Origin of the sequence: Streptomyces sp. NPDC005706 (genome assembly GCF_040631045.1) — a bacterium.
Taxonomy (GTDB): domain Bacteria; phylum Actinomycetota; class Actinomycetes; order Streptomycetales; family Streptomycetaceae; genus Streptomyces.
In genome coordinates this window covers 430,156-455,558 of sequence record NZ_JBEXYS010000004.1, presented here as the reverse complement: position 1 = coordinate 455,558, position 25,403 = coordinate 430,156, and the positions used below count along the sequence as shown (strand labels likewise).

At 73.1% G+C, this 25,403-nt stretch carries 23 protein-coding genes and 2 pseudogenes; 19 read left to right on the top strand and 6 right to left on the bottom strand.

Annotated elements, in window-relative coordinates:
- The first annotated feature begins 89 nt into the window (after positions 1 to 89).
- The 10 genes and pseudogenes from ABZ478_RS11155 to ABZ478_RS11110 all read left to right on the top strand — a co-directional run.
- On the top strand, positions 90 to 2,156 hold the full coding sequence (locus tag ABZ478_RS11155) for a tetratricopeptide repeat protein (RefSeq protein WP_359547460.1): 2,067 nt from the start codon (positions 90 to 92) through the stop codon (positions 2,154 to 2,156).
- 138 nt (positions 2,157 to 2,294) lie between these two features.
- Positions 2,295 to 3,419 (top strand): alanine dehydrogenase, encoded by a 1,125-nt coding sequence (gene ald, locus ABZ478_RS11150; protein WP_359547458.1) that lies wholly within the window; start codon positions 2,295 to 2,297, stop codon positions 3,417 to 3,419.
- Positions 3,420 to 3,834: 415 nt separating this feature from the next.
- A complete protein-coding gene (locus ABZ478_RS11145) occupies positions 3,835 to 4,971 on the top strand; it encodes a ParA family protein (protein WP_358934856.1) in 1,137 nt (378 codons plus the stop codon).
- On the top strand, positions 4,956 to 5,522 hold the full coding sequence (locus tag ABZ478_RS11140; RefSeq protein ID WP_359547456.1) for a hypothetical protein: 567 nt from the start codon (positions 4,956 to 4,958) through the stop codon (positions 5,520 to 5,522). Before ABZ478_RS11145 ends, ABZ478_RS11140 begins: the two co-directional genes overlap by 16 nt.
- Positions 5,523 to 5,560: 38 nt before the next feature.
- A complete protein-coding gene (locus tag ABZ478_RS11135; protein WP_359547453.1) occupies positions 5,561 to 6,745 on the top strand; it encodes a segregation/condensation protein A in 1,185 nt (394 codons plus the stop codon).
- Positions 6,746 to 6,825: 80 nt separating this feature from the next.
- Positions 6,826 to 7,443: an SMC-Scp complex subunit ScpB gene (gene scpB / locus ABZ478_RS11130; protein WP_359547533.1), complete on the top strand. Its 618-nt coding sequence runs from the start codon at positions 6,826 to 6,828 to the stop codon at positions 7,441 to 7,443.
- 13 nt (positions 7,444 to 7,456) lie between these two features.
- The gene (locus ABZ478_RS11125) at positions 7,457 to 8,521 is read left to right on the top strand and encodes a pseudouridine synthase (protein ID WP_359547450.1); all 1,065 of its coding nucleotides are present in this window, start codon (positions 7,457 to 7,459) and stop codon (positions 8,519 to 8,521) included.
- 66 nt (positions 8,522 to 8,587) lie between these two features.
- Positions 8,588 to 9,307, top strand: a complete 720-nt coding sequence (locus ABZ478_RS11120) for an NUDIX domain-containing protein (RefSeq protein WP_359547531.1) — start codon at positions 8,588 to 8,590, stop codon at positions 9,305 to 9,307.
- Positions 9,304 to 10,329 (top strand): ADP-ribosylglycohydrolase family protein, encoded by a 1,026-nt coding sequence (locus ABZ478_RS11115; protein ID WP_359547447.1) that lies wholly within the window; start codon positions 9,304 to 9,306, stop codon positions 10,327 to 10,329. The genes ABZ478_RS11120 and ABZ478_RS11115 overlap by 4 nt, the downstream gene beginning before the upstream one ends.
- Before the next feature lie 4 nt (positions 10,330 to 10,333).
- Positions 10,334 to 10,969: pseudogene (locus ABZ478_RS11110) on the top strand (nucleotidyltransferase domain-containing protein); the annotation flags it as partial.
- Here ABZ478_RS11110 and ABZ478_RS11105 read toward each other — a convergent pair.
- Both ABZ478_RS11105 and ABZ478_RS11100 read right to left on the bottom strand, forming a co-directional pair.
- A complete protein-coding gene (locus tag ABZ478_RS11105) occupies positions 10,895 to 11,638 on the bottom strand; it encodes a nucleotidyltransferase domain-containing protein (protein ID WP_359547445.1) in 744 nt (247 codons plus the stop codon). The pseudogene ABZ478_RS11110 and the gene ABZ478_RS11105 sit on opposite strands and share 75 nt — an antisense overlap.
- A gap of 22 nt (positions 11,639 to 11,660) precedes the next feature.
- Positions 11,661 to 12,056, bottom strand: coding sequence for a Rieske (2Fe-2S) protein (locus tag ABZ478_RS11100; RefSeq protein ID WP_359547442.1), 396 nt, complete (start codon positions 12,054 to 12,056; stop codon positions 11,661 to 11,663).
- Between the two features lie 214 nt (positions 12,057 to 12,270).
- Here ABZ478_RS11100 and aroH point away from each other — a divergent pair, with 214 nt between their 5' ends.
- From aroH to der, 5 genes are all read left to right on the top strand, one after another.
- Complete coding sequence (aroH, locus tag ABZ478_RS11095; RefSeq protein ID WP_359547439.1) at positions 12,271 to 12,633, top strand: chorismate mutase; 363 nt, start codon at positions 12,271 to 12,273, stop codon at positions 12,631 to 12,633.
- Complete coding sequence (locus tag ABZ478_RS11090; protein WP_359547437.1) at positions 12,630 to 13,715, top strand: prephenate dehydrogenase; 1,086 nt, start codon at positions 12,630 to 12,632, stop codon at positions 13,713 to 13,715. Before aroH ends, ABZ478_RS11090 begins: the two co-directional genes overlap by 4 nt.
- A gap of 102 nt (positions 13,716 to 13,817) precedes the next feature.
- Positions 13,818 to 14,510: a (d)CMP kinase gene (gene cmk, locus ABZ478_RS11085; RefSeq protein ID WP_359547434.1), complete on the top strand. Its 693-nt coding sequence runs from the start codon at positions 13,818 to 13,820 to the stop codon at positions 14,508 to 14,510.
- Between the two features lie 53 nt (positions 14,511 to 14,563).
- Positions 14,564 to 15,151 (top strand): lysophospholipid acyltransferase family protein, encoded by a 588-nt coding sequence (locus tag ABZ478_RS11080; RefSeq protein WP_359547528.1) that lies wholly within the window; start codon positions 14,564 to 14,566, stop codon positions 15,149 to 15,151.
- A gap of 96 nt (positions 15,152 to 15,247) precedes the next feature.
- Complete coding sequence (gene der, locus ABZ478_RS11075; protein ID WP_359547432.1) at positions 15,248 to 16,726, top strand: ribosome biogenesis GTPase Der; 1,479 nt, start codon at positions 15,248 to 15,250, stop codon at positions 16,724 to 16,726.
- A 65-nt stretch (positions 16,727 to 16,791) separates the two neighbouring features.
- Here der and ABZ478_RS11070 read toward each other — a convergent pair whose 3' ends face one another.
- Together ABZ478_RS11070 and ABZ478_RS11065 are read right to left on the bottom strand one after the other, a co-directional pair.
- Entirely contained in the window at positions 16,792 to 17,181 is a 390-nt protein-coding gene (locus ABZ478_RS11070; RefSeq protein ID WP_359547429.1) for a hypothetical protein, read from the bottom strand.
- Between the two features lie 80 nt (positions 17,182 to 17,261).
- The gene (locus tag ABZ478_RS11065) at positions 17,262 to 18,047 is read right to left on the bottom strand and encodes a hypothetical protein (protein ID WP_359547427.1); all 786 of its coding nucleotides are present in this window, start codon (positions 18,045 to 18,047) and stop codon (positions 17,262 to 17,264) included.
- A gap of 538 nt (positions 18,048 to 18,585) precedes the next feature.
- Between ABZ478_RS11065 and ABZ478_RS11060 the strand changes: the two genes are divergently transcribed.
- The 3 genes and pseudogenes from ABZ478_RS11060 to ABZ478_RS11050 all read left to right on the top strand — a co-directional run bounded on the left by ABZ478_RS11060 (position 18,586) and on the right by ABZ478_RS11050 (position 20,827).
- The gene (locus ABZ478_RS11060) at positions 18,586 to 19,239 is read left to right on the top strand and encodes a transglycosylase family protein (protein ID WP_359547425.1); all 654 of its coding nucleotides are present in this window, start codon (positions 18,586 to 18,588) and stop codon (positions 19,237 to 19,239) included.
- A 73-nt stretch (positions 19,240 to 19,312) separates the two neighbouring features.
- Positions 19,313 to 20,281 (top strand): annotated as a pseudogene (locus tag ABZ478_RS11055) (YafY family protein); the annotation flags it as partial.
- 330 nt (positions 20,282 to 20,611) lie between these two features.
- The gene (locus ABZ478_RS11050; RefSeq protein ID WP_358934887.1) at positions 20,612 to 20,827 is read left to right on the top strand and encodes an I78 family peptidase inhibitor; all 216 of its coding nucleotides are present in this window, start codon (positions 20,612 to 20,614) and stop codon (positions 20,825 to 20,827) included.
- Between the two features lie 107 nt (positions 20,828 to 20,934).
- Here ABZ478_RS11050 and ABZ478_RS11045 read toward each other — a convergent pair whose 3' ends face one another.
- Entirely contained in the window at positions 20,935 to 21,957 is a 1,023-nt protein-coding gene (locus ABZ478_RS11045) for a phosphatase PAP2 family protein (RefSeq protein WP_359547423.1), read from the bottom strand.
- Positions 21,958 to 22,193: 236 nt separating this feature from the next.
- Positions 22,194 to 23,510 carry a hypothetical protein gene (locus tag ABZ478_RS11040; protein WP_359547422.1) on the bottom strand — a complete coding sequence of 439 codons (1,317 nt, stop codon included), beginning with the start codon at positions 23,508 to 23,510 and terminating at the stop codon, positions 22,194 to 22,196.
- Between the two features lie 259 nt (positions 23,511 to 23,769).
- Here ABZ478_RS11040 and ABZ478_RS11035 point away from each other — a divergent pair, with 259 nt between their 5' ends.
- The gene (locus ABZ478_RS11035; RefSeq protein WP_359547420.1) at positions 23,770 to 25,398 is read left to right on the top strand and encodes an MFS transporter; all 1,629 of its coding nucleotides are present in this window, start codon (positions 23,770 to 23,772) and stop codon (positions 25,396 to 25,398) included.
- The last annotated feature ends 5 nt before the right edge of the window (positions 25,399 to 25,403 follow it).

Genomic DNA, 25,403 nt, shown 5'->3' with positions numbered 1-25,403 from the left:
ACGTCGCAGAGCGTGAACTAGGCTCTGGAAATGCCTGTTCCGGGAGGACCCGGCGGGCTTGCGCGTGCGGTGGGACGGGAGTGTGGCCCGTGACGGATCAGGCGGTGGACACAGACGGCGCGCGGCTGCCCGCGCATCCGCCCGCGGAGCACCATTTCCTCGGCCGCACGCGGGAGTTGAAGGGGCTGCGCGCCGACATCGAGCGGGCGGGCCTGGACACCCTCTCCGGCCGCAAGGCACCCCGCGCGCGCGTGCTCCTCATCGCGGGACGCCCCGGCTCCGGCCGGTCAGCCCTGGCCGGGGAACTCGCCCGGCAGGTCGCCGAGCGTTACCCCGACGGAGTGTTGCGGGCCCGGCTCAGCGAGCCCGGCGGCAGCCCCGTCCCCGTCGCGCGCACCGCCCGCGAACTGCTCGCCGCGCTCGACGTGCCGGCCCCCGCCGGGGCCGCCGAGGAAGAGCTGACCGAGGTGCTGCGCACGGCCCTCGCCGGCCGGCGGGCGCTGCTCCTGCTGGACGACGCGGCCGGCGCCGAGCAGGTCGACGCGCTGCTGCCGGACGCCCCCGACTGCCTGGTCGTCGCCGTCGCCGGCGGGCCGCTCACCGGCATCGCCGACGTCCGCCCCTGCACCCTGGGCGGCCTCGACACCAAGTCGGCGGTGGAACTCCTCACCCGCTACACCGGCTCGGTCCGCATCACCGTCGACCCGCGCTCCGCCGAAAGCCTCGCCGAGGCCTGCCAGGGCCAGCCGGCCGCGCTCACCCTGGCCGGCGGCTGGCTCGCCTCCCGGCCCCAGGCGGCCGTCTCCGACCTGGCCAAACGGCTGCACGCGGACGCCGACGACGGTACCGAGGGCACCCCGCTCGCCCGGGTCTTCCGGCTCGTCCACGACCAGCTCCCCGGCCGGGCCGCCCGGATACTGCGCCTGCTGTGCCTGGCCCCGGCCGGTCTGGTCGACCCGCACACCGCCTCCGCCCTGGCCGGCTGCTCGGTGGACACCGCCGGCGCCGTGCTGGAGGAGTTCGTCGCGCTCGGCCTGCTGCGCGCGGTGGACTCCCCGCTGCCCGAGTACGCCGTGCCGGGCTGTCTGCACCCGCTGATGCGCGCCCGCGCCGAGAGCCAGGAGCGTCCGGGGGAGCTCCAGCTCGCCCGGGCCCGGATGCTGGAGCGCAGCGTACGGCTGCTGCAGTCCTGCCGGGTGATCACCGAGACGGACAGCCCGCAGGCCCGGGAGAAGCTGCGCGACATGCCCCCGGCGCTGCGCTTCCCCACACCCCGCGCGGCCGCCGAGTGGCTGCGTGCGCGCCGGCCCGCCCTGCTGGCCGCCACCCGCGTGGCCGTCGCCGACGGTGAGCTGGACACCCTCGCCCGCCGACTGATGTCCCAGCTGGTCAGGGCCATGGCGGCGCACTTCGGCGCACAGGCGGCGGCACCCGACCTGTACGAGGTCCACGGCCTCGTCCTCGACGTCGCCGAGCGGCGCGGGCTGTACCGGGAACGGGCCGCCGCCCTGCTGAACCTCGGTGACGTGGACGCCCGGACCGGCCGCACCGGGGACGCGCTGGCCCGCTACCGGGCCGCGCTGGACGCCGGACGCCAGGCGAACGACCCGTACGCGACCGGCCGCGCGATGGAATCCGTAGGCGGCGCCCACCAGGAGCTGGGGGACTACGACCGGGCCGCGGACTGGTTCGGCAGGGCGCTGGCCGAGCGGCTGGCCCGGGGCGAGCGCGCGGAGGCCGCCCGGCTGTACGGCCGAACCGGCACCGCCCACACCTACGCGGGCCGCTACGGCGAGGCGCTCAGGAACTGGCGCGCGGCCGCCGCCGGGTACCGCAAGGACGGTGATGTGGCCGCCCACGCACGGGCGTTGAGCGAGGTGGCCCGGGTCCAGGAGTACGCGGGACGGCCCGAGGAATCGCTGCACACCTGCCGGGAGGCGGTGGAGTGGGCACGGCGCGCCCAGGACACCCGGCTGCAGGCCGCGCTGCAGCTCAGGCTGGCCGACACCCTGGACCGGCTCGGCGACCCCGCGGCCGCCCATCTGCACCGGGCCGCGGCCGAGCGCATGCTGGGTAACGGGGTGCAGGAGGACGGCGTCCTGCCGGATTACGGCGATGATGCCTGCGAAATCCGTACTGCCGCGAGCGAAGATTGATGCAATGAAAGGCTAGACAGTCGGAACACCTTCATTAAACTGGCTCTGCCGCTCGTTCTCCTGCGGTGTCTCCCGGTATGCCCTTGCATGTCTGGGTACGTCTTGTAATGCACCCCCATACCCTCTGAGCCAAGGACCGTGATCGACGTGAAGGTCGGCATCCCCCGCGAGGTCAAGAACAACGAGTTCCGGGTGGCCATCACCCCCGCCGGCGTGCACGAGCTGGTGCGCAACGGCCACCAGGTCGTCGTCGAGCGGGGCGCCGGGCTCGGCTCCTCGATCACGGACGAGGAGTACGTCTCCGCCGGTGCCACGATCCTCGGCACCGCCGACGAGGTGTGGGCCGCCGCCGACCTGCTGCTCAAGGTCAAGGAGCCGGTCGCCGAGGAGTACCACCGCCTCCGCAAGGACCAGATCCTCTTCACCTACCTGCACCTGGCCGCCTCCAAGGAGTGCACGGACGCGCTCATCGAGTCCGGCACCACGGCCATCGCCTACGAGACCGTCGAGCTGCCGAACCGCGCGCTGCCGCTGCTCGCCCCGATGTCCGAGGTCGCGGGCCGGCTGGCCCCGCAGGTCGGCGCCTACCACCTGATGCGCCCGGCCGGCGGCCGCGGTGTGCTGCCGGGCGGTGTGCCGGGCGTGACCCCGGCCAAGGCCGTCGTCATCGGCGGTGGCGTCTCCGGCTGGAACGCCACTCAGGTCGCCGTCGGCATGGGCTTCGACGTGACCCTGCTCGACCGCGACATCAACAAGCTCCGTGAGGCCGACAAGGTCTTCGGCACCAAGGTCAAGGCCATCATGTCCAACTCCTTCGAGCTGGAGAAGGCCGTCCTGGACGCCGACCTCGTCATCGGCGCGGTGCTCATCCCGGGCGCCAAGGCCCCGAAGCTCGTCACCAACGAGCTGGTGTCGCGCATGAAGCCCGGAAGTGTCCTTGTCGACATCGCGATCGACCAGGGCGGCTGCTTCGAGGACTCCCGTGCCACGACGCACGCCGAGCCGACCTTCCGCGTCCACAACTCGGTCTTCTACTGCGTCGCCAACATGCCGGGCGCGGTGCCGAACACCTCCACCAACGCCCTCACCAACGCCACGCTGCCGTACATCGTCTCCCTCGCCAACAACGGCTGGGTTGAGGCGCTGCGCCGCGACGCCGCGCTCGCCAAGGGTCTCAACACCCATGACGGCAAGGTCGTTTACAAGGAGGTCGCCGAGGCTCACGGCCTGGAGCACGTGGAGCTGGAGTCCCTGCTCGGCTGACCCTCGCCGACCTGGTGTGTCGCCAAGTCGCCAACCGGTGAAAGGCGATTCGTCAACACGTGTCGTCAACACCGAACACCCGGCCGGACCTTGCCCGACAAGGTCCGGCCGGATGTGTGTATGGTCACTTTGCCACTTGCGGTCAACTCGCCTCGAACGTAACCCTTCGACCGATTCGCACACCGGTGAAACCTGCCGTGCGACGCCCGTACGCCCTTGACAGAGGGATGTTTCATTGCCGACACATCCGGCCGGGTCCGGCGGATTGTGTTGCTGCGGACCGCCGACACGCCATAGAGTCGCCAATCGTCGGCATGGTGCCACGCTGACCTTGTCTAGAAGTTTCCTGGTCACCAAGGAGGTAAGACGACTTGTGAATGAGTCGACATTTACTCCCGGGGGTGGTCAACCAGGAATGCCGGTACGGGGCCAGGCCGGTTCCGCGGGATTCGAGGCTGTCGGCTCCGTCGCTGTGCGCACCTTCGCAGCCCACCAGACTCCGGGTCCGCAGACGGTCCGGACAGCACACCAGAGCATGGATGGCCATCACGTGAACGCCATGGCCGGCGACGGAAGTGGCGCGCCCCACAACCAACTCGCCGACTACGACGAACTGCCCGAGGGGCACTTCTACGACCCCGACGCCGAGTACGAGCCCGATCCCGAGTACGCGGCGACGCTCGCGCCCGACGCGGCCCGCCAGCGCCGTGAGCGCATCGGTCCGACCGGACGCCCGCTGCCGTACTTCCCGATCCCCGGCCCGCTGACCGACCACGGCCCCGCGAAGATCATCGCGATGTGCAACCAGAAGGGCGGCGTCGGCAAGACCACGTCGACCATCAACCTGGGTGCCGCGCTCGCGGAGTACGGCCGGCGCGTGCTGCTCGTGGACTTCGACCCGCAGGGCGCGCTGTCGGTGGGTCTCGGCGTCAACCCCATGGAGCTCGACCTCACCGTCTACAACCTGCTCATGGAGCGGGGCATGTCGGCGGACGAGGTCCTGCTGAAGACGGCGGTCCCCAACATGGACCTGCTGCCCTCCAACATCGACCTGTCGGCCGCCGAGGTCCAGCTGGTCTCCGAGGTCGCGCGCGAGTCGACCCTGCAGCGGGCGCTCAAGCCGCTGATGGACGACTACGACTACATCGTGATCGACTGCCAGCCCTCGCTCGGCCTGCTCACGGTCAACGCGCTGACGGCCGCCCACAAGGTGATCGTTCCGCTGGAGTGCGAGTTCTTCGCGCTGCGCGGCGTGGCCCTGCTGACCGAGACCATCGAGAAGGTCCAGGAGCGGCTCAACCCCGACCTGGAACTCGACGGCATCCTCGCCACGATGTACGACTCGCGCACGGTGCACAGCCGTGAGGTGCTCGCGCGCGTGGTCGAGGCGTTCGACGACCACGTCTACCACACGGTCATCGGCCGCACTGTCCGCTTTCCGGAGACCACCGTCGCCGGTGAGCCGATCACCACGTACGCCTCCAACTCCGTCGGCGCCGCCGCCTACCGCCAGCTCGCCAGGGAGGTGCTCGCCCGGTGTCACGCCGAGTGAGTCTGCCCGGGGCCGACGAACTGTTCCGTACGACAGGAGGAATGGCGCTCCAGCCGTCCACGCCCCGGCGCGGGGCCAACGGCGAGGCCCGGGTGCCGGCTCCCGCGGGGGAGAGCGACGACGTGGCCGCCGAGGACGCGCCGCCGTCGGTGCCCGTCCAGGGCGGTGACGGAGAGGGCGCGGAGCACGCCGCGGCGGACGCGGAACCGGCCGGGACCGCCGAGTCGCGCACCCGGCCGTCCCGGCGCCAGGCTCCGCCCGAGGGATCTGCCGCCGCGGCCGCCGCGTCGGCGGCCGAGCAGCCGCGCAAGCGCGGGCGGGCGGCGAACCGGCGGCCCAGCGGACGCGAACGGCACGACGAGAAGATCACGGTGTACGTGTCCGCCGAGGAACTGATGGACCTCGAACACGCCCGACTGGTCCTCCGGGGCGAGCACGGCCTCGCCGTGGACCGCGGCCGTATCGTCCGCGAGGCGGTCGCCGTGGTCCTGGCCGACCTGGAGTCCCGCGGGGACGCGAGCATCCTGGTACGGCGGCTGCGGGGTCGGTAGTCGGCCGGGCGGGCGGCAGACGATAGCCTGCGACGGCCATGACCCCGAACGACGCCCCCGCCTCCGGCCCCGGTGCCGGCCGCAGGCGTGCGCTCGGCCGTGGACCGGGCACGTCCCAGCCGCGGCCCGCGGAGCCGCACCCGGCTCCGCCGGAGCCCGCGTCGGCACCCTCGCCGGACACCGCACCGCCCCCGCCCCCGCCCCCGCTCGAACCCGAACCACCGGCCGCGGGCGGCCCCGTCCCGGCGGAGCCCGGCGCGGCGCAGGCCGCTCCGGCACCGGCGACCGCCGAACCCGGGCCGCCGCAACCGGTGTCCGAGGGCGTCGCCACCGAGTCCGGGGCCGAGCCGGCCGGAGCCGGTGAGGCAGGGAAGGCCGAGGCAGGGAAGGCCGAGGCGGGGGAGACCGCCGCCGACGGGGTCTTCAAGGTTCGGCTGGCCAACTTCGAGGGGCCGTTCGACCTGCTGCTCCAGCTCATCTCCAAGCACAAGCTGGACGTCACGGAAGTCGCCCTGTCCAAGGTCACCGACGAGTTCATGGCGCACATCCGGGCCATGGGCCCCGACTGGGACCTGGACCAGACGACCGAGTTCCTCGTCGTTGCAGCCACCCTGCTCGACCTCAAGGCCGCCCGGCTGCTGCCCGCCGCCGAGGTCGAGGACGAGGCCGACCTCGCGCTGCTGGAGGCCCGGGACCTGCTGTTCGCGCGGCTGCTGCAGTACCGCGCGTACAAGCGGATCGCCGACATCTTCAACGAGCGCCTGGACGAGGAGGCCCGCCGCCACCCCCGTACCGTCGGCCTCGAACCCCAGCACGCCGAGCTGCTGCCCGAGGTCGTCATCAGCATCGGGCCCGAGGGGTTCGCCCGGCTCGCCGTCAAGGCCATGCAGCCGAAGGCCAAGCCGCAGGTCTACGTCGACCACATCCACGCCCCGCTGGTCAGCGTGCGGGAGCAGGCGGGGATCGTGGTGGCGCGGCTCCGGGAACTGGGCGAGGCCAGCTTCCGGGTGCTGGTCGAGGACACCGGCGACACCCTCACCGTCGTGGCCCGCTTCCTGGCGCTGCTGGAGCTGTACCGGGAGAAGGCCGTGGCCCTGGAACAGGAGACCGCCCTCGGGGAGCTGCTGGTGCGCTGGACCGGCGGGGACACGGACGCGGCGCCCATGGTCACCGACGAGTTCGACCGGCCGCCCGAGGAGACCGAGGAGAAGAAGAAGGCGTGAGCGAGACCACCGAGGCACCCACGGGCCCCGCCGAGGCACCCGCCGGAACCACCGAAGCGCCCACCGGCGCGCCCGCGGGCCTGCGCTCCGTCGCCGGGCTCGACCTCAAGCCCGCCCTCGAAGCGGTCCTCATGGTCGTGGACGAGCCCGCGACCGAGGAGCACCTGGCCCGCATCCTCGAGCGGCCCAGGCGGAGAATCGGCGACGCGCTGCGCGAGCTGGCCGACGACTACACCGTGCAGGGCCGCGGCTTCGAGCTGCGGTTCGTCGCGGGCGGCTGGCGTTTCTACACCCGCGCCGAGTACGCGCCCGCCGTGGAGCGGCTGGTCCTGGACGGCCAGACGGCCCGTCTCACCCAGGCCGCGCTGGAGACCCTCGCGGTCGTCGCCTACCGCCAGCCGGTCAGCCGCAGCCGCGTCTCCGCCGTGCGCGGAGTGAACTGCGACGGCGTGATGCGCACCCTCCTGCAGCGCGGTCTGGTCGAGGAGGCGGGCACGGAACCCGAAACAGGTGCGATCCTGTACAGGACGACGAACTACTTCCTGGAGCGGATGGGCCTGCGCGGCCTGGACGAACTTCCGGAGCTCGCGCCCTTCCTCCCGGAGGCGGAGGCGATCGAGGCCGAGACCCAGGAGGGAGTCCCGTCGTTCGACCCGGACGCGCCCGACGCGCCCGGCGGTCAGGACGCAGACGACTAAGACGGAAACCTTGATGCGAAGCAGCGGCAGCGGCAAGAGCGGCGGGCGCGGTAACTACCGCGGTGCCGGCAACGACAGGGACCAGAAGCAGGGGCAGGGCCGGCCCCGCAAGCCCCGCCCCGAGGAGCGCCGCTACGACGTGGGCCCCGGGGCCACCCAGGACGGCCCCAAGTCCGGGCGCGGCGGCTCCGCGCGCGGTGGTGCCAAGGGCGGCCCGAAGCAGTCCCAGCAGCGCGGCGGCCGTACGGCCCCGGCGCGCTCGCGCGAGTACGAGACGCGGGCCGAGGAGCGCAACCGGGAGCGGTACGCGGGCAAGAAGGACGTCAAGCCGCCCAAGACCTTCCCCGGCGCCGAGCAGGAGGGCGAGCGGCTGCAGAAGGTGCTCGCGCGCGCGGGCTACGGTTCCCGCCGCGCCTGCGAGGAGCTGATCGAGCAGGCCCGGGTCGAGATCAACGGCGAGATCGTGCTGGAGCAGGGCCGCCGGGTGGACCCGGAGAAGGACGAGGTGAAGGTCGACGGCCTGACCGTCGCCACGCAGTCCTACCAGTTCTTCTCGCTCAACAAGCCCGCCGGTGTCGTCTCCACCATGGAGGACCCGGAGGGCCGCCAGTGCCTCGGTGACTACGTCACCAACCGCGAGACCCGGCTCTTCCACGTCGGCCGGCTCGACACCGAGACCGAGGGTGTCATCCTGCTCACCAACCACGGCGAGCTGGCGCACCGGCTGACCCACCCGAAGTACGGCGTGAAGAAGACGTACCTCGCGGCCATCGTCGGGCCCATCCCGCGCGACCTGGGCAAGCGCCTGAAGGACGGCATCCAGCTCGAGGACGGCTACGCGCGCGCCGACCACTTCCGGGTGGTCGAGCAGACCGGCAAGAACTACCTGGTCGAGGTGACCCTGCACGAGGGCCGCAAGCACATCGTGCGCCGCATGCTCGCCGAGGCCGGCTTCCCGGTCGAGAAGCTGGTGCGCACCTCCTTCGGCCCGATCACCCTGGGCGACCAGAAGTCGGGCTGGCTGCGCCGCCTGTCCAACACCGAGGTCGGGATGCTTCTGCAGGAGGTCGACCTCTAAAGAGGTTGTGCTCCTGGACACCCCCCTTTTATAGTCGCAGTGACTATAAAAAGGGGGGTGTTCGTGCTGCGGGGCTACGACAAGCACGCCTACGAGCCTTTCGCCGTCACCGTCGACCTCGCCGTCCTGACCGTCCGCGAGGGCGCGCTGCACGTGCTGCTCGTCGAGCGCGGGCAGGAACCGTACGCCGGCCGGTGGGCGCTGCCCGGCGGCTTCCTGCTGCCCGACGAGTCCGCGGAGACGGCCGCCCGGCGCGAACTCGCCGAGGAGACCGGCCTGGACGACGTCTCCGGGCTGGACCTCGAGCAGTCGCGCACCTACAGCGAGCCGGGCCGCGACCCCCGGATGCGGGTCGTCTCCGTCGCGTTCACCGCGCTGCTGCCCGACCCCCCGGAGCCCCGCGGCGGCGGTGACGCGGCCCAGGCCCGCTGGCTGCCGTACGGCTCGGCGGGGCCGCTCGCCTTCGACCACGACCGCATCCTCGCCGACGCCCACGAACGCGTCGGCGACCGGCTGGAGAACACCCGCGCCGCCACCGCCTTCTGCCCGCCCGAGTTCACCCTGGGCGAGCTCCAGCAGGTCTACGAGACGGTGTGGGGCACCGCCCTGGACCGGCCCAACTTCCGCCGCAAGGTGCTCGCCACCCCCGGATTCGTCGAACCCGTCCCCGGCGCCGCCCGGCTCACCGGCGGCCGTGGCAAGCCGGCCGCCCTCTACCGCGCGGGCCCCGCCACCGCCCTGCACCCGCCCCTGCTCCGGCCGTCCCGGGAAGGAAGCCCCGCATGACCACCACCCGCCCGACCGGACACGCCGCCACCGGCTCCCTCCTCGGCCTCGCCCTCGGGGACGCCCTCGGCTTCCCGACCGAGTTCAACGACGTCCCCTCGATCCTCGCCAAGTGCGGCCCCTGGCGGGAGATGGAGCTGCCGCGGCGCCCCTTCGTCTCCGACGACACCCAGATGACCCTCGCCGTCGGCCGCGGGCTCCGCACGGCCATGGAGCGCGGGCACCTCGCCCCGCAACGGCTGGAGCGGCCGCTGCGCGAGGAGTTCGTGGACTGGTACCGGTCGCCGGACAACAACCGCGCCCCGGGCAACACCTGCCTGACCGCCTGCGGCCTGCTCAAGGAGGAGGGCCGCGCCTGGCAGGACGCCAGCCAGGTCGGCTCCAAGGGCTGCGGCGCCAACATGCGCGTCGCCCCCGTCGGCCTCGCCCCCGGCCTGACCGGCGAACAGCGCGCCGGCGCGGCCCAGTTGCAGTCCGCGCTCACCCACGGCCACCCCACCGCCCTGGCCGCCTCCGACCTGACCGCCCATGCCGTGCACCTGCTCGCCCGGGGCACCGACCCGGCCGGACTCGTCGGGCAGCTCCGCAGCTACGCCTACGACAACCGCACCCGCTACGACCACACCTGGCTCGGCGACCTGTGGACCCGCTCCCAGGACCCCGGCCCCGAGCACTTCATCGCGCGCGGCTGGGACGAGTGCCTGGACATGCTCGGCCGCCTCCAGGAGGCCGTGCGGACCGTCTCCCCGGAGACCGACCCCTGTCTGGCCACCGGCGAGGGCTGGATCGCCGAGGAGGCCCTCGCCACCGGGCTGCTGTGCTTCCTGCTCTTTCCCGACCAGCCCGTCACCGCCCTGCGCCGGGCCGCCTGCTCCTCGGGTGACTCGGACTCGATCGCCTGCCTCACCGGGGCCTTCGCGGGCGCCTGGCTCGGCGCGGACGCCTGGCCCGCCGACTGGACCGGGCGGATCGAGTACCGGGGCGACCTGTTGGCACTGGGGGCGCTCTGGGACGACGCTTAGGCCCGATCTCGACCTGCGCGGCGCGCATCTCCTGCCCGCCGCGGACCTGGTTGGGCTGCGCGAGCCGGAGGAGACGCGGGAGCGGACCTGGGTGCGGTTCGGCCTCGAGATGGACCTCGTCACCCACGACGTGCGCAAGTTCGCCCGGCTGATGTTCCGGCGCAACGGCTATGTGCTGGAGCAGCTCCTGTCGCCCCTCGTGGCGCACACCTCCGAGGCGCACCGGGAGCTGGCCGCCCTCGCCCCGGGCGTCCTCACCGGCCACCACGCCCACCACTACCGCGGGTTCGCCGTGACCCAGTGGCGGCTGTTCGGCAAGACCGGCGAACTCAAGCCGCTGCTCTACACGTTCCGTGTGCTGCTCACCGGCATCCATCTGATGCGCAGCGGCGAGGTGCAGGCCCATCTGCCCACCCTGCTGGACCAGGTGACCGCGCCCGCCTACCTGCCCGAGCTGATCGCCGCCAAGGCCGAGCGCGAGCACGGCACCGCCGACGTCGACCACGCGCGCGTGGAGGCCGACGTGGAGCGGCTGCACGCCGTGCTCGACGAGGCGCAGGCCGCCTCAGTCCTGCCCGGCACCCCCGGCGCGCACGACGCCCTGCACGACTTCGTCGTACGCGTCCGCCTGGCGGGCTGAGTCCCGGCGGGCCCGGAAGAGGAAGCCGGCCACGCGCGCGCGGTCCGGTTCCGGCGGCAGCGGGGTGCGGTGCAGGGCCTCCTCGCTCTGCGCCGCCAGCCGGGCCATGCGGGTCTCCACCTCCGGCCAGGGGACCTCGCCCCGCTTCACCGCCAGCAGCGGCTCCCGCTCGTCGCCGACGTCGATCCGCAGCTCCCCGGTGCGCAGCAGGTCCCGGGCGCTCATCAGCAGGCGCAGCAGGTGCATGGCGTGCTTCCAGCGCGGGGCGCCCGTCGTGCGGACGTCGGCGTCGAGCTTCCTGCGCTGGCCGAGGGCGTAGCGCGCGAAGGTGCCGTACACATGCCGGGAGAGGAAGGCGCCGCGCAGGGACAGCAGTTCGCGGCCGGTGTCGTCCACGTGCTCCACCAGCGGGGAATGCAGGCACTCCAGGATGTTCGGGTTGCCGCGCAGCGCCAGCTCGCAGAACCGCTCCAGCTCCCAGGAGAACCGCTCCTCGCCCGGCCCCTCCACATGGGCCGGCGGCTTCTCGAACCGCCAGAACAGGGGAGTGGGGGCGAGGAAGACACCCCGCCGGTCGGTGTCACTGGCCCCGGTGGCCAGGCCGAAGGCCCGCGAACCCATGACACAGGCGTAGATCGTGTGGTCGCGTACCAGGTCCTCGGGCTGCATCCCCGGAGCGTACGCGGGCCGCTCACGCCAGGTGGATCGAATTTCCCTCCACCTTGATCGTCTCGGCGGGCAGCGGCCGGCTCGCCGGGCCGTGCGCCACCGAGCCGTCGGCGATGTGGAACCTGCTGCCGTGGCAGGGGCAGTCGATGGTGCCGTCGGCCACCTTGCTCACCGTGCAGCCCTCGTGCGTGCAGATCGCCGAGAAGGCCTTGAAGTCGCCCTTCGACGGCTGGGTGACCACGACCTTCCGCTCCTTGAAGATCTTGCCGCCGCCCTCGGGGATGTCGCTCGTGCTCGCCAGCTCCGTGCCGCCGGGCGACGGGGAGGAGCCCGTCGAACCGCCGCCGCCCCCGCAGCCGGTGGCGAGCGCCGCCGCGCCCGTCGCGAGAACCGTGCGCCGCGTCGTGCTGTAGGTCATGTCGTCACTCCGAACATCGGAAGCAAGAAAAGCCGCGATCTGCGACATCTTGGCATCAAAGGTTCACCTGCCGAAGCAGGCGGCGGGAGCGGAGACACGGCCGTCACCGGGTCGGCCCCACGTCTCAGCGGGCGGGCGCCGCGCGCCCGGCCGCGCGGGCCTGACTAGGCTGGACCGGCCAGGAACGAAACGCATGTCAGCAAGGAGCAGCGCCGTGGCGGTACGAGCGGTCCGGGGGGCCGTCCAACTGGAGCGGGACGAGGCCGGTCACATGGACGAGCAGGTCGGAGCGCTGCTCACCGCGATCCTGGAGCGGAACGGGCTCACCGCCGAGGACCTGATCAGCGTCTGGTTCACGGCCACCCCCGACCTGCACAGCGACTTCCCGGCCGCCGCCGCCCGCAAGCTCGGGATCGTCGACGTTCCCCTGATCTGCGCCCAGGAACTGGACATCGAGGGCGCCATGCCCCGGGTCGTCCGGGTGCTCGCGCACATCGAGTCGGACCGGCCCCGCGACCGGATCGCCCACGTCTACCTCGGCGCCGCCGCCGCCCTGCGCAAGGACATCGCCCAGTGAGAACCGCACTCGTCATCGGCACCGGGCTGATCGGCACCTCCGCCGCGCTCGCCCTGACCCAGCGGGGCGTCGTCGTCCACCTCACCGACCACGACCCCGAGCAGGCCCGCACGGCGGCCGCGCTGGGCGCCGGCACCGACCAGGCCCCCGACGGCCCGGTGGACCTCGCCATCGTCGCCGCCCCGCCCGCGCACGTGGCCGGCGTCCTCGCGGACGCCATGGCCCGCGGCGCCGCCCGCGGCTACGTCGACGTGGCCAGCGTCAAGGGGGGCCCGCGCCGCGAGCTGGAGGCGCGCGGCCTCGACCTGTCCGCCTACATCGGCACCCATCCCATGTCCGGCCGGGAGAAGTCCGGCCCGCTGGCCGCGACCGGCGACCTCTTCGAGGGCCGCCCCTGGGTGCTCACCCCGACCCGGGACACCGACACCGAGGTCCTCAACCTCGCCCTGGAACTGGTCTCGCACTGCCGGGCCGTGCCGGTCGTCATGGACGCCGACGCCCACGACCGGGCCGTGGCCCTCGTCTCCCACATGCCCCACCTGGTCTCCAGCATGGTCGCGGCCCGCCTGGAGCACGCCGAGGAGGCGGCCGTACGGCTGTGCGGGCAGGGCATCCGGGACGTGACCCGGATCGCCGCCTCCGACCCCGGTATGTGGATCGACATCCTCTCCGCCAACCCCGGCCCGGTCGCCGACCTGCTCACCGACGTCTCCGCCGACCTGGAGGAGACCGTCCGCGCCCTGCGCGCCCTGCAGTCCTCCGACGAGGACAAGCGCCGCGAGGGCGGCTCGGGCATCGAGGACGTGCTGCGCCGCGGCAACGCGGGCCAGGTGCGGGTACCCGGCAAGCACGGCAGCGCGCCGCGCGTGTACGAGAGCGTCGTCGTCCTCATCGACGACCAGCCCGGCCAGCTCGCCCGCATCTTCGCGGACGCGGGACGGGCCGGGGTCAACATCGAGGACGTCCGGATCGAGCACGCGACGGGGCAGCAGGCCGGTCTCGTCCAGCTCCTGGTCGAGCCCAAGGCGGCGCCCGTGCTGAAGGAAGCGCTGCGTGAGCGGGGCTGGGCGCTGCGGCAGTAGGAAGGCGGCCGTCCGTCCGGGTCGCCCGTACCCAGTAACCTTGTGCAGGGCGCTCTCGCGCTCCGCCCCCCGCCCCCGCACCGCACCAGGAAGGTGTCCCCCGTGGAAAACGGCGCCCCGACCGCCAAGCCCGTGATCGTCGCGATCGACGGCCCCTCCGGCACGGGCAAGTCGAGCACGTCGAGGGCCGTGGCCGCCAAGCTCGGTCTGAGCTACCTCGACACCGGCGCCCAGTACCGGGCCATCACCTGGTGGATGGTGGCCAACGGCATCGACCTGGAGGACCCGACCGCCATCGCCGCCGTCGCGGGCAAGCCGGAGATCGTCTCCGGCACCGACCCGTCCGCCCCGACCATCGCGGTCGACGGCGTCGACGTGGCCGCCCCGATCCGCACCCAGGAGGTCACCTCCAAGGTCAGCGCGGTCAGCGCGGTGCCCGAGGTGCGCACCCGGATCACCGAGCTGCAGCGCTCGCTGGCGGCCGGCGCCGAGCTCGGCATCGTGGTCGAGGGCCGGGACATCGGCACCACGGTGCTGCCGGACGCCGACCTGAAGATCTTCCTCACCGCCTCCCCGGAGGCCCGCGCGGCCCGCCGCAGCGGCGAGCTGAAGGGCGCCGACGTCCACGCCACCCGTGAGGCCCTGATCAAGCGGGACGCCGCCGACTCGAGCCGCAAGACCTCCCCGCTCGCCAAGGCCGGCGACGCGGTCGAGGTGGACACCACCGAGCTCACCCTCGCCCAGGTCATCGAGTGCGTCGTCACCCTGGTCGAGGAGAAGCGGGCCGGGAAGTGAGCCTTCCGTCGGAGCGGGGCGCCGAGGTCGGGCGGCGCATCGGCGTCGGCCTGATGTACGGGCTGTGGCGGCCGCGTGTGCTCGGCGCCTGGAAGCTGCCCGCGAGCGGCCCGGCGATCCTCGCCGTGAACCACTCGCACAACATCGACGGGCCCATGGTCATGGGTGTCTCGCCCCGGCCGACGCACTTCCTGATCAAGAAGGAGGCGTTCGTCGGCCCGCTGAACCCCTTCCTGACCGGCATCGGCCAGCTCGAGGTGGACCGCGCCTCCGCCGACCGCACCGCCATCACCCGGGGCCTCGGCGTGCTGGCGGCCGGGGGCGTGCTGGGCATCTTCCCGGAGGGCACCCGGGGCGAGGGCGACTTCGCCTCGCTGCGGGCCGGGCTCGCGTACTTCGCGGTGCGCAGCGGAGCGCCGATCGTGCCCGTGGCCGTCCTGGGCAGCACCGAGCGGCCCGGCCGGTTGATAAAGGCGCTGCCCCCGCTGCGCTCCCGCGTCGACGTCGTCTTCGGAGACCCGTTCGACGCGGGCGACGGGTCGGGGCGGCGCACGCGCAGTGCGCTGGACGAGGCGACCGAGCGCATCCAGAAGCAGCTCACCGGCCACTTGGAAAACGCCAGGCGCCTGACCGGGCGCTGAGCGACACTTGACCGCGCTGAGCGACACTTGAGTAGTGGATCGGCCCACCAGGGCCGGTCCACCGATCACCACGATGAACGACGAGGTACGGACTTCATGAACGACCAGACCCAGCCCGGCGACTCGGCTGAGCACGAGTACGACCACGGGGCTCTCGGCGACGCCGAGTACGCGGAGTTCATGGAGCTCGCCGCGGAAGAGGGCTTCGACGTCGAGGACGTCGAGGGCGCCATCGAGGCGGCGGGCCACGGCCCGCTGCCCGTGCTCGCCGTCGTCGGCCGTCCCAATGTCGGCAAGTCGACCCTGGTGAACCGGATCATCGGCCGCCGTGAGGCCGTGGTCGAGGACAAGCCCGGCGTCACCCGTGACCGCGTCACCTACGAGGCCGAGTGGGCGGGCCGCCGCTTCAAGGTGGTCGACACCGGCGGCTGGGAGCAGGACGTCCTCGGTATCGACGCCTCCGTCGCCGCGCAGGCCGAGTACGCGATCGAGGCCGCCGACGCGGTCGTCTTCGTCGTGGACGCCAAGGTCGGCCCCACCGACACCGACGAGGCGGTCGTACGGCTGCTGCGCAAGGCGGGCAAGCCCGTCGTCCTGGCCGCCAACAAGGTCGACGGCCCGAGCGGCGAGGCCGACGCCACCTACCTCTGGTCCCTGGGCCTCGGCGAGCCGCACCCCGTCTCCGCCCTGCACGGGCGCGGCACCGGCGACATGCTGGACGCCGTCCTGGAGGCGCTGCCCGAGGCACCCGAGCAGACCTTCGGCACCGCGGTCGGCGGTCCGCGCCGCATCGCCCTCATCGGCCGCCCGAACGTCGGCAAGTCCTCCCTGCTGAACAAGGTGGCGGGCGAGGAGCGCGTCGTCGTCAACGAGCTGGCCGGCACCACCCGCGACCCGGTCGACGAGCTGATCGAGCTGGGCGGGGTGACCTGGAAGTTCGTCGACACCGCGGGCATCCGCAAGCGCGTCCACCTCCAGCAGGGCGCCGACTACTACGCCTCGCTGCGCACCGCGGCCGCCGTCGAGAAGGCGGAGGTGGCCGTCATCCTGATCGACGGCTCCGAGAACATCTCGGTCCAGGACCAGCGCATCGTCACCATGGCCGTGGAGGCGGGCCGCGCGGTCGTCCTCGCCTTCAACAAGTGGGACACCCTCGACGAGGAGCGCCGCTACTACCTGGAGCGGGAGATCGAGACCGAGCTGGGCCAGGTCGCCTGGGCGCCCCGGGTCAACGTCTCGGCCCGTACCGGCCGGCACATGGAGAAGCTGGTCCCGGCGATCGAGACCGCCCTCGCCGGCTGGGAGACCCGGGTGCCCACCGGCCGGCTGAACGCCTTCCTCGGCGAGCTGGTCTCGGCCCACCCGCATCCCGTCCGGGGCGGCAAGCAGCCGCGCATCCTGTTCGGCACCCAGGCCGGCACCAAGCCGCCGCGGTTCGTCCTCTTCGCCTCCGGCTTCATCGAGGCCGGCTACCGGCGCTTCATCGAGCGCCGTCTGCGTGAGGAGTTCGGCTTCGAGGGCACCCCGATCCACCTCTCGGTGCGGGTACGCGAGAAGCGCGGCAAGAAGAAGTAACCGGTCCCTCGAGGCATGGCGAAGGGCGGCCACCCGCGGTAACGGGGGCCGCCCTTCGCCATGCCTCAGGCACCGCGCCGCGGAGCGGGCGGCAGCCCCGCCGGGACGTGGTGCATCCCGGTGTCCTGCTGCCGCCCCAGCGTGCCGACCCGCTGCCACTGCGGCTGCTGCTGACCGCCGCCCTGCCGGGCGCTGTACGCCCCCGCGCTGTAGGCGCTGTAGGAGGTCATGCGGTACGAACCGGTGCTGTGCGGGGTGTTCCCGAAGGCACAGAACCCCAGCTCCTCCTCACCACTGCGGTCGCCCGGCAGCGTACGGAAGGCCTTGACCCACTCCGCGTAGAGCGAGTCGTAGATCGGCGTGGCCGATGCCGCGACCGGACTCTCCCCCGCCCGGGCGGACGGAACGGAGGCGAAGGCGGACCGGCGGGGAGGAGGAGTGTCGTATGCGTGCACGTATGTCCAAACGACCGGGCTCCGAAAGGGATGCGGTCGGACAAGTGGGGGCGCGCTCCCGGCCTGCCGCCGGGCGGGTCTCAGGTGCCCGCGAGGGGCAGCGCCGCCGCGACCAGCTTGCCGCTCGCCGCGGCCCGGTCGAGGGAGTCGCGCAGCAGGTCCTCCCGGGGCTGCCGTCCGATGGACCCCACGGGCGCCGCGAACATCAGCACCTGCTGGTGCTTGTTGGCGGCGGCCCGCCAGCTGTCGGTCACCTGCAGCGGATGGTGCGCCTGCCACCAGGCGACCGGCTGACCGCCGGCCGCCCCCGGCTGGAGCACCGCGTGGAGCTGGCCCATCGCGAGCAGGACCGACCAGCCGTGCAGCACCGGCGGGACCGACGCCAGCTCCATCACCGGCATGAAGCCCTGCTCGATGAGCAGCGGCAGGAAGTCGTCGCCGGCGCCGTAGGAGCCGGGACGCACGATGGGCGCCGTCGGCTCGACGACGAGCGCCGGGTGCAACTCGCCCTCGATCAGGACCAGACCGCTGGTCACACCGAGCACGGCCTGCTCGGGCACGGACCGCCGCGGGTCGCCGTCCGCGGCCGGGCGGCCGCCGATGGAGCGGACGGCGCCCTGCAACTGCTCCTCGGTGACCTGGACGACCTGCGAGGGCAGGCAGCCGGCGTGGGCGAAGGCGAGGACGGCGGTCTCGTCGCCGACGAACAGAACGGTGCTGGTGCGCTCCTGCTCGGAGTCGCCCGGGGTGCGGCAGGACGTGCAGTCGTAACTGCCCGGGGCGTTCTCTCCGGCGAGCAGCCGGTCGGCTTCTTCGTCGCCGATCTCGGCGCGTACTGCGTCACTGACGTCGAGCATGCGCGGCACGGTGGCTCCCTCGGGATGCGGTGCTGGGTCGGCAGGGTGGCTCCCGGCCGCTGAGCCCCGGTGCTCCGGGCTCATGAAGAAGACAACGGGCGTCCTGTGGTGGGGGTCACGCCCCGGGGGCGACGGAATCGAACCATCCACCGCACAGGGTCACCATCGGTGCGGAACCGGGCACTCATCGTCAAGTCCGTGTCCCGTCAAGGCACTTGAATGAGTGAAGTGGGTCACGCGTCGGTCACGTGTGTGGTCGAAAAATCGTGAAATCCACGCACGAAACGGCTGGCCGAAAATCGTCGATACCTGAGGTAACCGCGAACTGGCCTGGAACGACGGCGACTTGGTTGAAACAGCCGGCCCGCTCTCTCTACATTCCTCCGCCGTGTGCAACCAGCACCGCTCGGGTACGTCCGCCGGCCGGCCAGGCAGAGCACGATCGCCGCACCGGCCGCGGCGGACGGGGCGGGCGCGAGGAACCGCGGTCCTGCGCGGCGAGGCGCGCTCCGCCCGGGGGAGCCCGGGTTCGTGGAGAGGGAGTTACATGTCCGATTGTGCCGATACCACCCGCCGCACCACCCGTCCCGACGGCGCCCGCAGGGGCCGTACGACAGCGGCCGCCCTGGCCGGAGCCGCCCTGCTGGCCCCGCTGGGACTGCTGGCCGCCACCGGCGACGCGAACGCCGCGGACAACGGGGTGTGGGACCGCATCGCCCAGTGCGAGAGCGGCGGCGACTGGCACATCAACACCGGCAACGGCTACTACGGCGGGCTCCAGTTCTCCGCCGGCACCTGGCGCGCGTACGGCGGCGGCTCCTACGCCCCGACGGCCGACCAGGCCTCCCGCGGCGCGCAGATCGCCGTCGCCACCAAGGTCCAGCGGGCCCAGGGCTGGGGCGCCTGGCCGGTCTGCTCCGGCCGGGCCGGAGCCACCGGGACCGCCCCGGCGCCCGCCTCGGGCGCGGCGGCCGGGAGCGGCGCGACGACGGAGCCGGCGCCGGCGGCGAAGCCCGAGCGCACGTCGGCCCACACCGGCCGCGACGCGGCGCGCGGCGACTACACCGTCCGCGAGGGCGACACCCTGAGCACCATCGCCGCCCGGCACGGCACCACCTGGCAGCGGATCTACGCCGCCAACCGGAGCGTCATCGGCGACGACCCGGACCTGATCGTGCCCGGCCGGCGCCTGGCGCTCTGAGCGAGCCCGCGCACCACAGCCGCTGTCCCGTCGAGGACAGCGGCTGTCCGCATCGGCCGGCAGACTCGGCCCCATGTTGGAGACCTCGGCACGACTGCTGCGTCTGCTCTCGCTGCTCCAGGCCCACCGCGACTGGTCCGGCGCCGAACTCGCCGACCGGCTCGGCGTCACCGCGCGTACGGTCCGCCGGGACGTGGACCGGCTGCGCGAGCTGGGCTACCCGGTCAACGCCAGCCCCGGCACCGGCGGCGGCTACCAACTCGGCGCGGGCGCGGAACTGCCCCCGCTGCTGCTGGACGACGACGAGGCCGTCGCCGTGGCCGTCGGCCTGCGCACCGCCGCCGGACAGGGCATCGAGGGCATCGGCGAGACCTCCGTACGCGCCCTGGCCAAGCTGGAACAGGTGCTGCCGAACAGGCTGCGCCGCCGGGTGGGCGCGCTCAACGCCTTCACCGTGCCGATGCTGCGCGGCGGCCCGCCGGCCTCCCCGGTCGACCCGGCGCTGCTCACCGAGATCGCCCATCTGTGCCGGGACGCCGAGCGGCTGCGCTTCGAGTACCGCGCGCACGACGGCACCGCGAGCCGCCGCACCGTCGAACCGCACCGGCTGGTCTGCACCGAGCGGCGCTGGTACCTGGTCGCCTGGGACGTCGACCGGGCGGACTGGCGGACGTTCCGGGTCGACCGCATCGCCCCCAGGCCGCCGCACGGACCCCGCTTCACCCCGCGCGAGCCGCCCGCCGAGGACCTCGCCGCCCATGTCTCCGAGGGCGTCTCCACGCGCGCGTACGCCGAGCGGTCCGCGGTCCGGCTGCTGGTGCCGCTGCACGAGGCCGCCGAGCGGATCTCGCCGTCCGCCGGGACGCTGGAGGCCGACGGCCCGGAGGCCTGCGTCCTGCGCAGCGGCGCGCCGAGCCTGGAGGTGATGGTGATTCACATCATGATGACCGGCTTCCCGTTCGAGGTCCTGGAGCCCGCCGAGCTGACCGAGTCGATCAGGAGGATCCGCGACCGGCTCGACGGGGCACTGGCCCGGTCGGCGGGGCCGCACGGCTCCGGCACGCCGAATCCATGAAATTCCCATGCGGCGTCGGCTCTCCCGACACGGCCGCGGATTCGCCGCGGAATCACGCCGTGGACCGGCCTCGACCGGCGCCCCGGTGCTTTCCGCCGGCCAATTCCGCGGGGTGCTCCGGCGCGTGAGAATTGTGTTCGAATACCCCGGCGAACGGCATGGAAACCCCCGATCGTGTGACGGAGTTCGAAGAGAACGGCTTCGGGAACCTGTGACAGAAGCGTGACAGGAGAGGGGCCGGGAGGCCTGCCGCCGCAGCGGCTTCCGTCCTCGCCCGATGCGGCCTAGCGTGGCCGCATGGCACCGATTCCCACTCCGCCAGCGGAGCCCCAGGACAGTCCGGACGGGTACGTCGGCCTCGACGTCCCGAGCGCCGAGCGGCTCGCCCGGCAGCGCGGGTGGCCGACGGTACGGTCACTGCCGCCGGGCGCGATCATCACCATGGAGTACCGGGTGGGCCGGCTCAACTTCGAGGTGCGGGACGGCCGGGTGACCCGCGCCTGGAAGGGCTGAGCACCCCGCACGTACGGCGAAGACCCCGCTCCCGGAAGGGGAGACGGGGTCTTCGCCGTACGTGCGGGGTCGGTCGTGCGTACCGGACTCCGCCGCCAGGGCGGCTGTCAGCCGCCCGAGACGGGCCGGGCGGGCTGGGAGGCGCCGCGCGGCAACCGGTCGGCGTGCGGCGGCCGGCGGCTGCCCGCCGGGGTGAGGGGAGTGCGCTCCGAACGGGCCGTGTGCGGACCCGGGGCCAGATGGATCGGCGCCCGGGGCCCGCGCACCGACGCCACCGGCTCGCGGGCCGGAGCGGGCTGCCCGGCGGGCGCGGTGCGCGGCTTGAGCACCACGGGGACCGGCACGGTGGGCGCCGGCGCGGTGCGGCCGCGGCGGGCGCGCCAGCGGTCGCGCAGATCGAAGACCGCGGTCTCGGCGCGGGCGATCAGCGGCTCGCACCACGGCAGCGCGAGCAGGATCAGCAGGCCCGCGGCCCAGCCCAGCAGCACGTCGCTCAGCCAGTGCGTACCGAGGTAGACGGTGGCCATTCCGACGCCCAGCGAGGTCACGGCCGACACGGCGGACAGCCAGCGGCGCGCGGTCGGGGTGGAGGCCAGATACGCCAGGATTCCCCAGGTCACCACGGCGTTGGCGGTGTGGCCGCTGGGAAATATATCGCCGCCGAGACCCATCTCGTTCGAGCCGATCACGGTGGCGTAGTGCGGGCCGAGCCGGCCCATGCCGTACTTGGCGGCGCCGACCGTGATGTTGAGCAGCAGCAGTGAGGCGCCGAGGGTCAGCAGCGGGCGGAGCGTGTGCTGCCGCCAGGAGCGCCAGCCCAGCCAGGCCGCGACCATCACCGCGGTGGGGCCGCGCTGGCCGAGCACCACGTAGTAGTCGACGAACCAGTGGATCTCCGACCACTGCTGGTACGGCCGGAAGAACATGACCTGCCAGTCGAGCCGGACCAGCCAGGAGGTGATCACCACGGCCCAGACGATCGCCAGGTAGAAGGCGAGGGTCGCGGTGAACAGCACGACCCGGTGCCGGCTCATCCGCGGCACATCGAGGTGGGCCGGCCGTTCCGGCTCACGGTCCAGCCTGGCGAACACCCGGTCCAGACGCCGGGTGAGGTTTAGTTCGGTACGCACCCGATCGACGTTACAGTGAGTGCGCTCTGTTCCCGGTCGAAACAGCGGCTTTGTGATGACGATGTGATGTGGGAAACCTCTCAGGAGCCGCTGAATTCCTGGGATTCCGCAATCCGGTGAACCGGCTTCCTGGAATTCCTTTGATCATTCCGGGCGGCGGTTATATGGCTCTTATGAATTCGTTCACCGAATCATGGGGTGGAATTCAGGGTGTGCTCATCGGCCGCCGGAGTCGATCACGGGGGACCGGAGCCGTTCAGCCAGAACGCGCCGTACACCGCCGTCGCCACCGCCAGACCCGCCGTGACCAGCGCCGACCGTGAGGTCCGCGACCGGGCCAGGGCGCGGGCGAGCGGGAACAGCAGCGGGAAGGCCGGCATCAGCAGCCGCGGCTTCGACCCGAAGTAGCTCGAGGCGCACAGGGCGAGGGCGAGGACGACACCCGTGTACACCAGCAGCGCAAGGGGCTGACGCTGCCGTACGCCGGTCACGTACAGCATGATCAGCAGGGCCACCCCGATGATCAGGCCCGCTCCGGCGAGGGCCGACGGCAGTGACGTGAACTTGTCGGCGACGAAGCGGGCGAAGGCGTATCCGCCGTCGAACCCGTTGCGCCAGCCGGCCTGCACGTTCAGGTAGCCGAGGGGCCCCCGGCCGGTGCGGTGGCCGACCCAGAGCACGTAGCCCGCCGCGCCCAGCGGGGCGAGGAGCAGCCCGAGGGCGCGGCGCCAGGCGGGCGCGCAGGGAGCGCAAGAGGTAAGGGACGGAGCGCGCGCCGCATCATGCGCGCCCTCTGACGCGAAGGGAGCGCGTGTCGGTTCGTGCGCGCTGCCGGCGCCCGCGACGCGCTCGGCGCACACACCGGCCGCCGGGCCTGGAGCGCCGTCGCCGCCGCGCGCGTCGCGCGCGCCCCGCTCGCGCAGGAACGTGAGCACGCCCGCCACCCAGACCGCGGCGACCACCGCGAGACCCACCGGCCGGGTCAGCCCCGCCAGCGCCGCGAGCGCACCCGCCCCGACCCACCGGCCGGTCAGCACGGCGTACAGGGACCAGGCGGCCAGCGCGGTGAACAGGGACTCGCTGTAGGCCATCGACTGCACGATCCCGACCGGCAGCACCGCCCACAGCAGCACCGCGCAGACCCCCGCCCGGGGCCCGTACACCCACTCCGCGACCGCGAAGATCCCTCCGGCCGCGGCCAGCGAGGCGAGCAGGGCGACGACCAGGCCGGCGTGCGCGTACGACAGCGGCGTGACGCCGTGCAGCAGCCGCTCCAGCCAGGGCAGCAGCGGGAAGAACGCCAGGTTGGAGTGGACGTCGCCGTTCGGCAGGCGGACCTCGTAGCCGTAACCGAGCTCGGCGACCCGGGTGTACCAGAGGGAGTCCCAGCGCGCGCCCAGCAGCGTGAGCGCGCTCCTGCCGCGCGCGGCGCTCCACACGGCCAGCACGAGCAGGCCGAGGACACGGACGGCCGCGTACCCGAGGAGGGCCGGGGCCGCCCGGCGCAGGAAGGTGTCGCGGGCCGGGGCCGCGCGCGTCGCAAGGTCGGTCACGGGCTCGATTATCGGCCGGGCCGAAAGCCGGGCCGCCCGCCGGGCACGCGCGACGTCGTACGAGGTGGCGTACGCCACACGGGTTCGGTCCCGCGTGTGAGAGGTCGGCCACGTGTGCCCACGACGGACTCGCGTACGCTGGCGAGTCACCCGCGTGGGTTTGCGCGGGCCGGAGACCCCGCTCCTCTCCGGCCGTACGACGGAGAGTCCCCACTCCGCCGATCCGCCGCACGCGAGGGATCATCTGGGAGGTACGTACATGTCCGGGACGACCACGGCTGCCGTTCGGCCGCGCCGTCGGGAGGCCGGGACCGGTGCCGGTGCCAACCGCTGGGTCGTCCTGGTCGTCCTCTGCGTCAGCCTGCTGCTCGTCGCCCTCGACGCGACCGTGCTGCACGTGGCGGTCCCCGCCGTCACCGAGGACCTCAGGCCCGGTGCCGTGGAGCTGCTCTGGATCGTCGACGTCTACCCGCTGGTCTGCGCCTCGCTGCTGATCCTCTTCGGCACGCTCGGCGACCGGATCGGGCGCAGGCGCGTGCTGCTCCTCGGCTACGCCCTGTTCGGTGTCGCCTCCGCCGTGGCCGCCTTCGCGCCGAGCGCCCAGACGCTGATCCTCGCCCGCGCGCTGCTCGGCGTCGGCGGTGCGATGATCATGCCCGCGACCCTGTCGATCCTCCGCCAGGTCTTCCCCGACCGGCGTGAGCGCGCGCTGGCCATCGGCATTTGGAGCGCGGTCGCCGCCGTCGGCGCGGCCGTCGGCCCGCTGCTCGGCGGCTTCCTGCTGGAGCACTTCTGGTGGGGCTCGGTCTTCTTGGTCAACATCCCGCTGATGCTGGTCAGCCTGCCGATCGGGCGCATGCTGCTGCCCGAGTCCCGGGGTGAGCGCGACGGCCCCTGGGACGTCACCGGCGCGCTGATGGCGGCGGCCGGTCTGTTCGGCGTCGTCCTGGGCGTGAAGCGGCTCGGTGGCGGGGAGTCCGCCGCGAGCCCGTTCACGGTGGCCCCGCTGCTGCTGGGCGCGGCGCTGCTGTTCCTCTTCGTCCGGCGCCAGGGGCGCCGGACGCACCCACTGGTCGACCTGCGGATGTTCCGGCGGCCTGCCTTCACCACCGCGGTGGGCTGCATCGTGCTGGCCATGCTCGCGCTGGTCGGCCTGGAGCTGATCGCGGCGCAGTACCTGCAACTGGTGCTGGGGCTGTCGCCGCTGCGGACGGGTCTGCGGCTGCTGCCCCTGACCGTGGCGGCGATGGCGGCGGGCCTCGCGGGCGCCCGGATGCTGCGCCGCTTCGGACCGCGCCGGATGGTCAGCGCCGGCTTCTGCCTCACCGCCGCCGCGGTGGTGACGCTGACCGCGATGGGCGGCGAGGACGACGCGGCACTGCTGCTCTGCGGCTTCGTACTGCTCGGCTTCGGCCTGGAGACCACCCTCTTCGGCGCCTACGAGTCGATGCTCAGCGAGGCCCCGGCCGAGCAGGCCGGCGGGGCGGCGGCGATCGGCGAGACCTCGTACCAGCTCGGCGCCGGGATAGGGATCGCGCTGCTCGGCAGCGTGATGAACAGGGCCTACGCGCCGGGCCTCACGTCGGTGCCGGGTGTCCCCTCGGACGCCTCACGGGCGGCCGGCCACTCGCTCGGCGAGGCCTACGAGGTCGCCGGGCGCCTGGGCGGCCCCGCCGGTGAGGCCCTGCGCCGGGCCGCCCGGGACTCCTTCGTGCACGGACTCCATGTGACCCTGCTGGTCAGCGCCGGGCTGTTGCTGCTGGGCGCGATGATGGCGCTGCGGCTGCCCCGGATCATGCAGTGCGGCGAGCAGGGCGCGGACGAGGTCCCGGCAGTGGGGGCGGTGCCCTCCCCGCGGGAGCCGCAGAAGCCGAAGGTGTCGGCCTGACCCGC

What these genes read in the sequence shown, in the direction of transcription:
- ABZ478_RS11145 (WP_358934856.1), top strand. Translation starts at nt 3,835, where the DNA reads ATGCCGGTACGGGGCCAGGCCGGTTCCGCGGGATTCGAGGCTGTCGGC.
- ABZ478_RS11135 (WP_359547453.1), top strand. Translation starts at nt 5,561, where the DNA reads ATGACCCCGAACGACGCCCCCGCCTCCGGCCCCGGTGCCGGCCGCAGG.
- ABZ478_RS11125 (WP_359547450.1), top strand. Translation starts at nt 7,457, where the DNA reads ATGCGAAGCAGCGGCAGCGGCAAGAGCGGCGGGCGCGGTAACTACCGC.
- ABZ478_RS11115 (WP_359547447.1), top strand. Translation starts at nt 9,304, where the DNA reads ATGACCACCACCCGCCCGACCGGACACGCCGCCACCGGCTCCCTCCTC.
- ABZ478_RS11105 (WP_359547445.1), bottom strand. Translation starts at nt 11,638, where the DNA reads ATGCAGCCCGAGGACCTGGTACGCGACCACACGATCTACGCCTGTGTC.
- ABZ478_RS11100 (WP_359547442.1), bottom strand. Translation starts at nt 12,056, where the DNA reads ATGACCTACAGCACGACGCGGCGCACGGTTCTCGCGACGGGCGCGGCG.
- ABZ478_RS11080 (WP_359547528.1), top strand. Translation starts at nt 14,564, where the DNA reads ATGTACGGGCTGTGGCGGCCGCGTGTGCTCGGCGCCTGGAAGCTGCCC.
- der (WP_359547432.1), top strand. Translation starts at nt 15,248, where the DNA reads ATGAACGACCAGACCCAGCCCGGCGACTCGGCTGAGCACGAGTACGAC.
- ABZ478_RS11060 (WP_359547425.1), top strand. Translation starts at nt 18,586, where the DNA reads ATGTCCGATTGTGCCGATACCACCCGCCGCACCACCCGTCCCGACGGC.
- ABZ478_RS11050 (WP_358934887.1), top strand. Translation starts at nt 20,612, where the DNA reads ATGGCACCGATTCCCACTCCGCCAGCGGAGCCCCAGGACAGTCCGGAC.
- ABZ478_RS11035 (WP_359547420.1), top strand. Translation starts at nt 23,770, where the DNA reads ATGTCCGGGACGACCACGGCTGCCGTTCGGCCGCGCCGTCGGGAGGCC.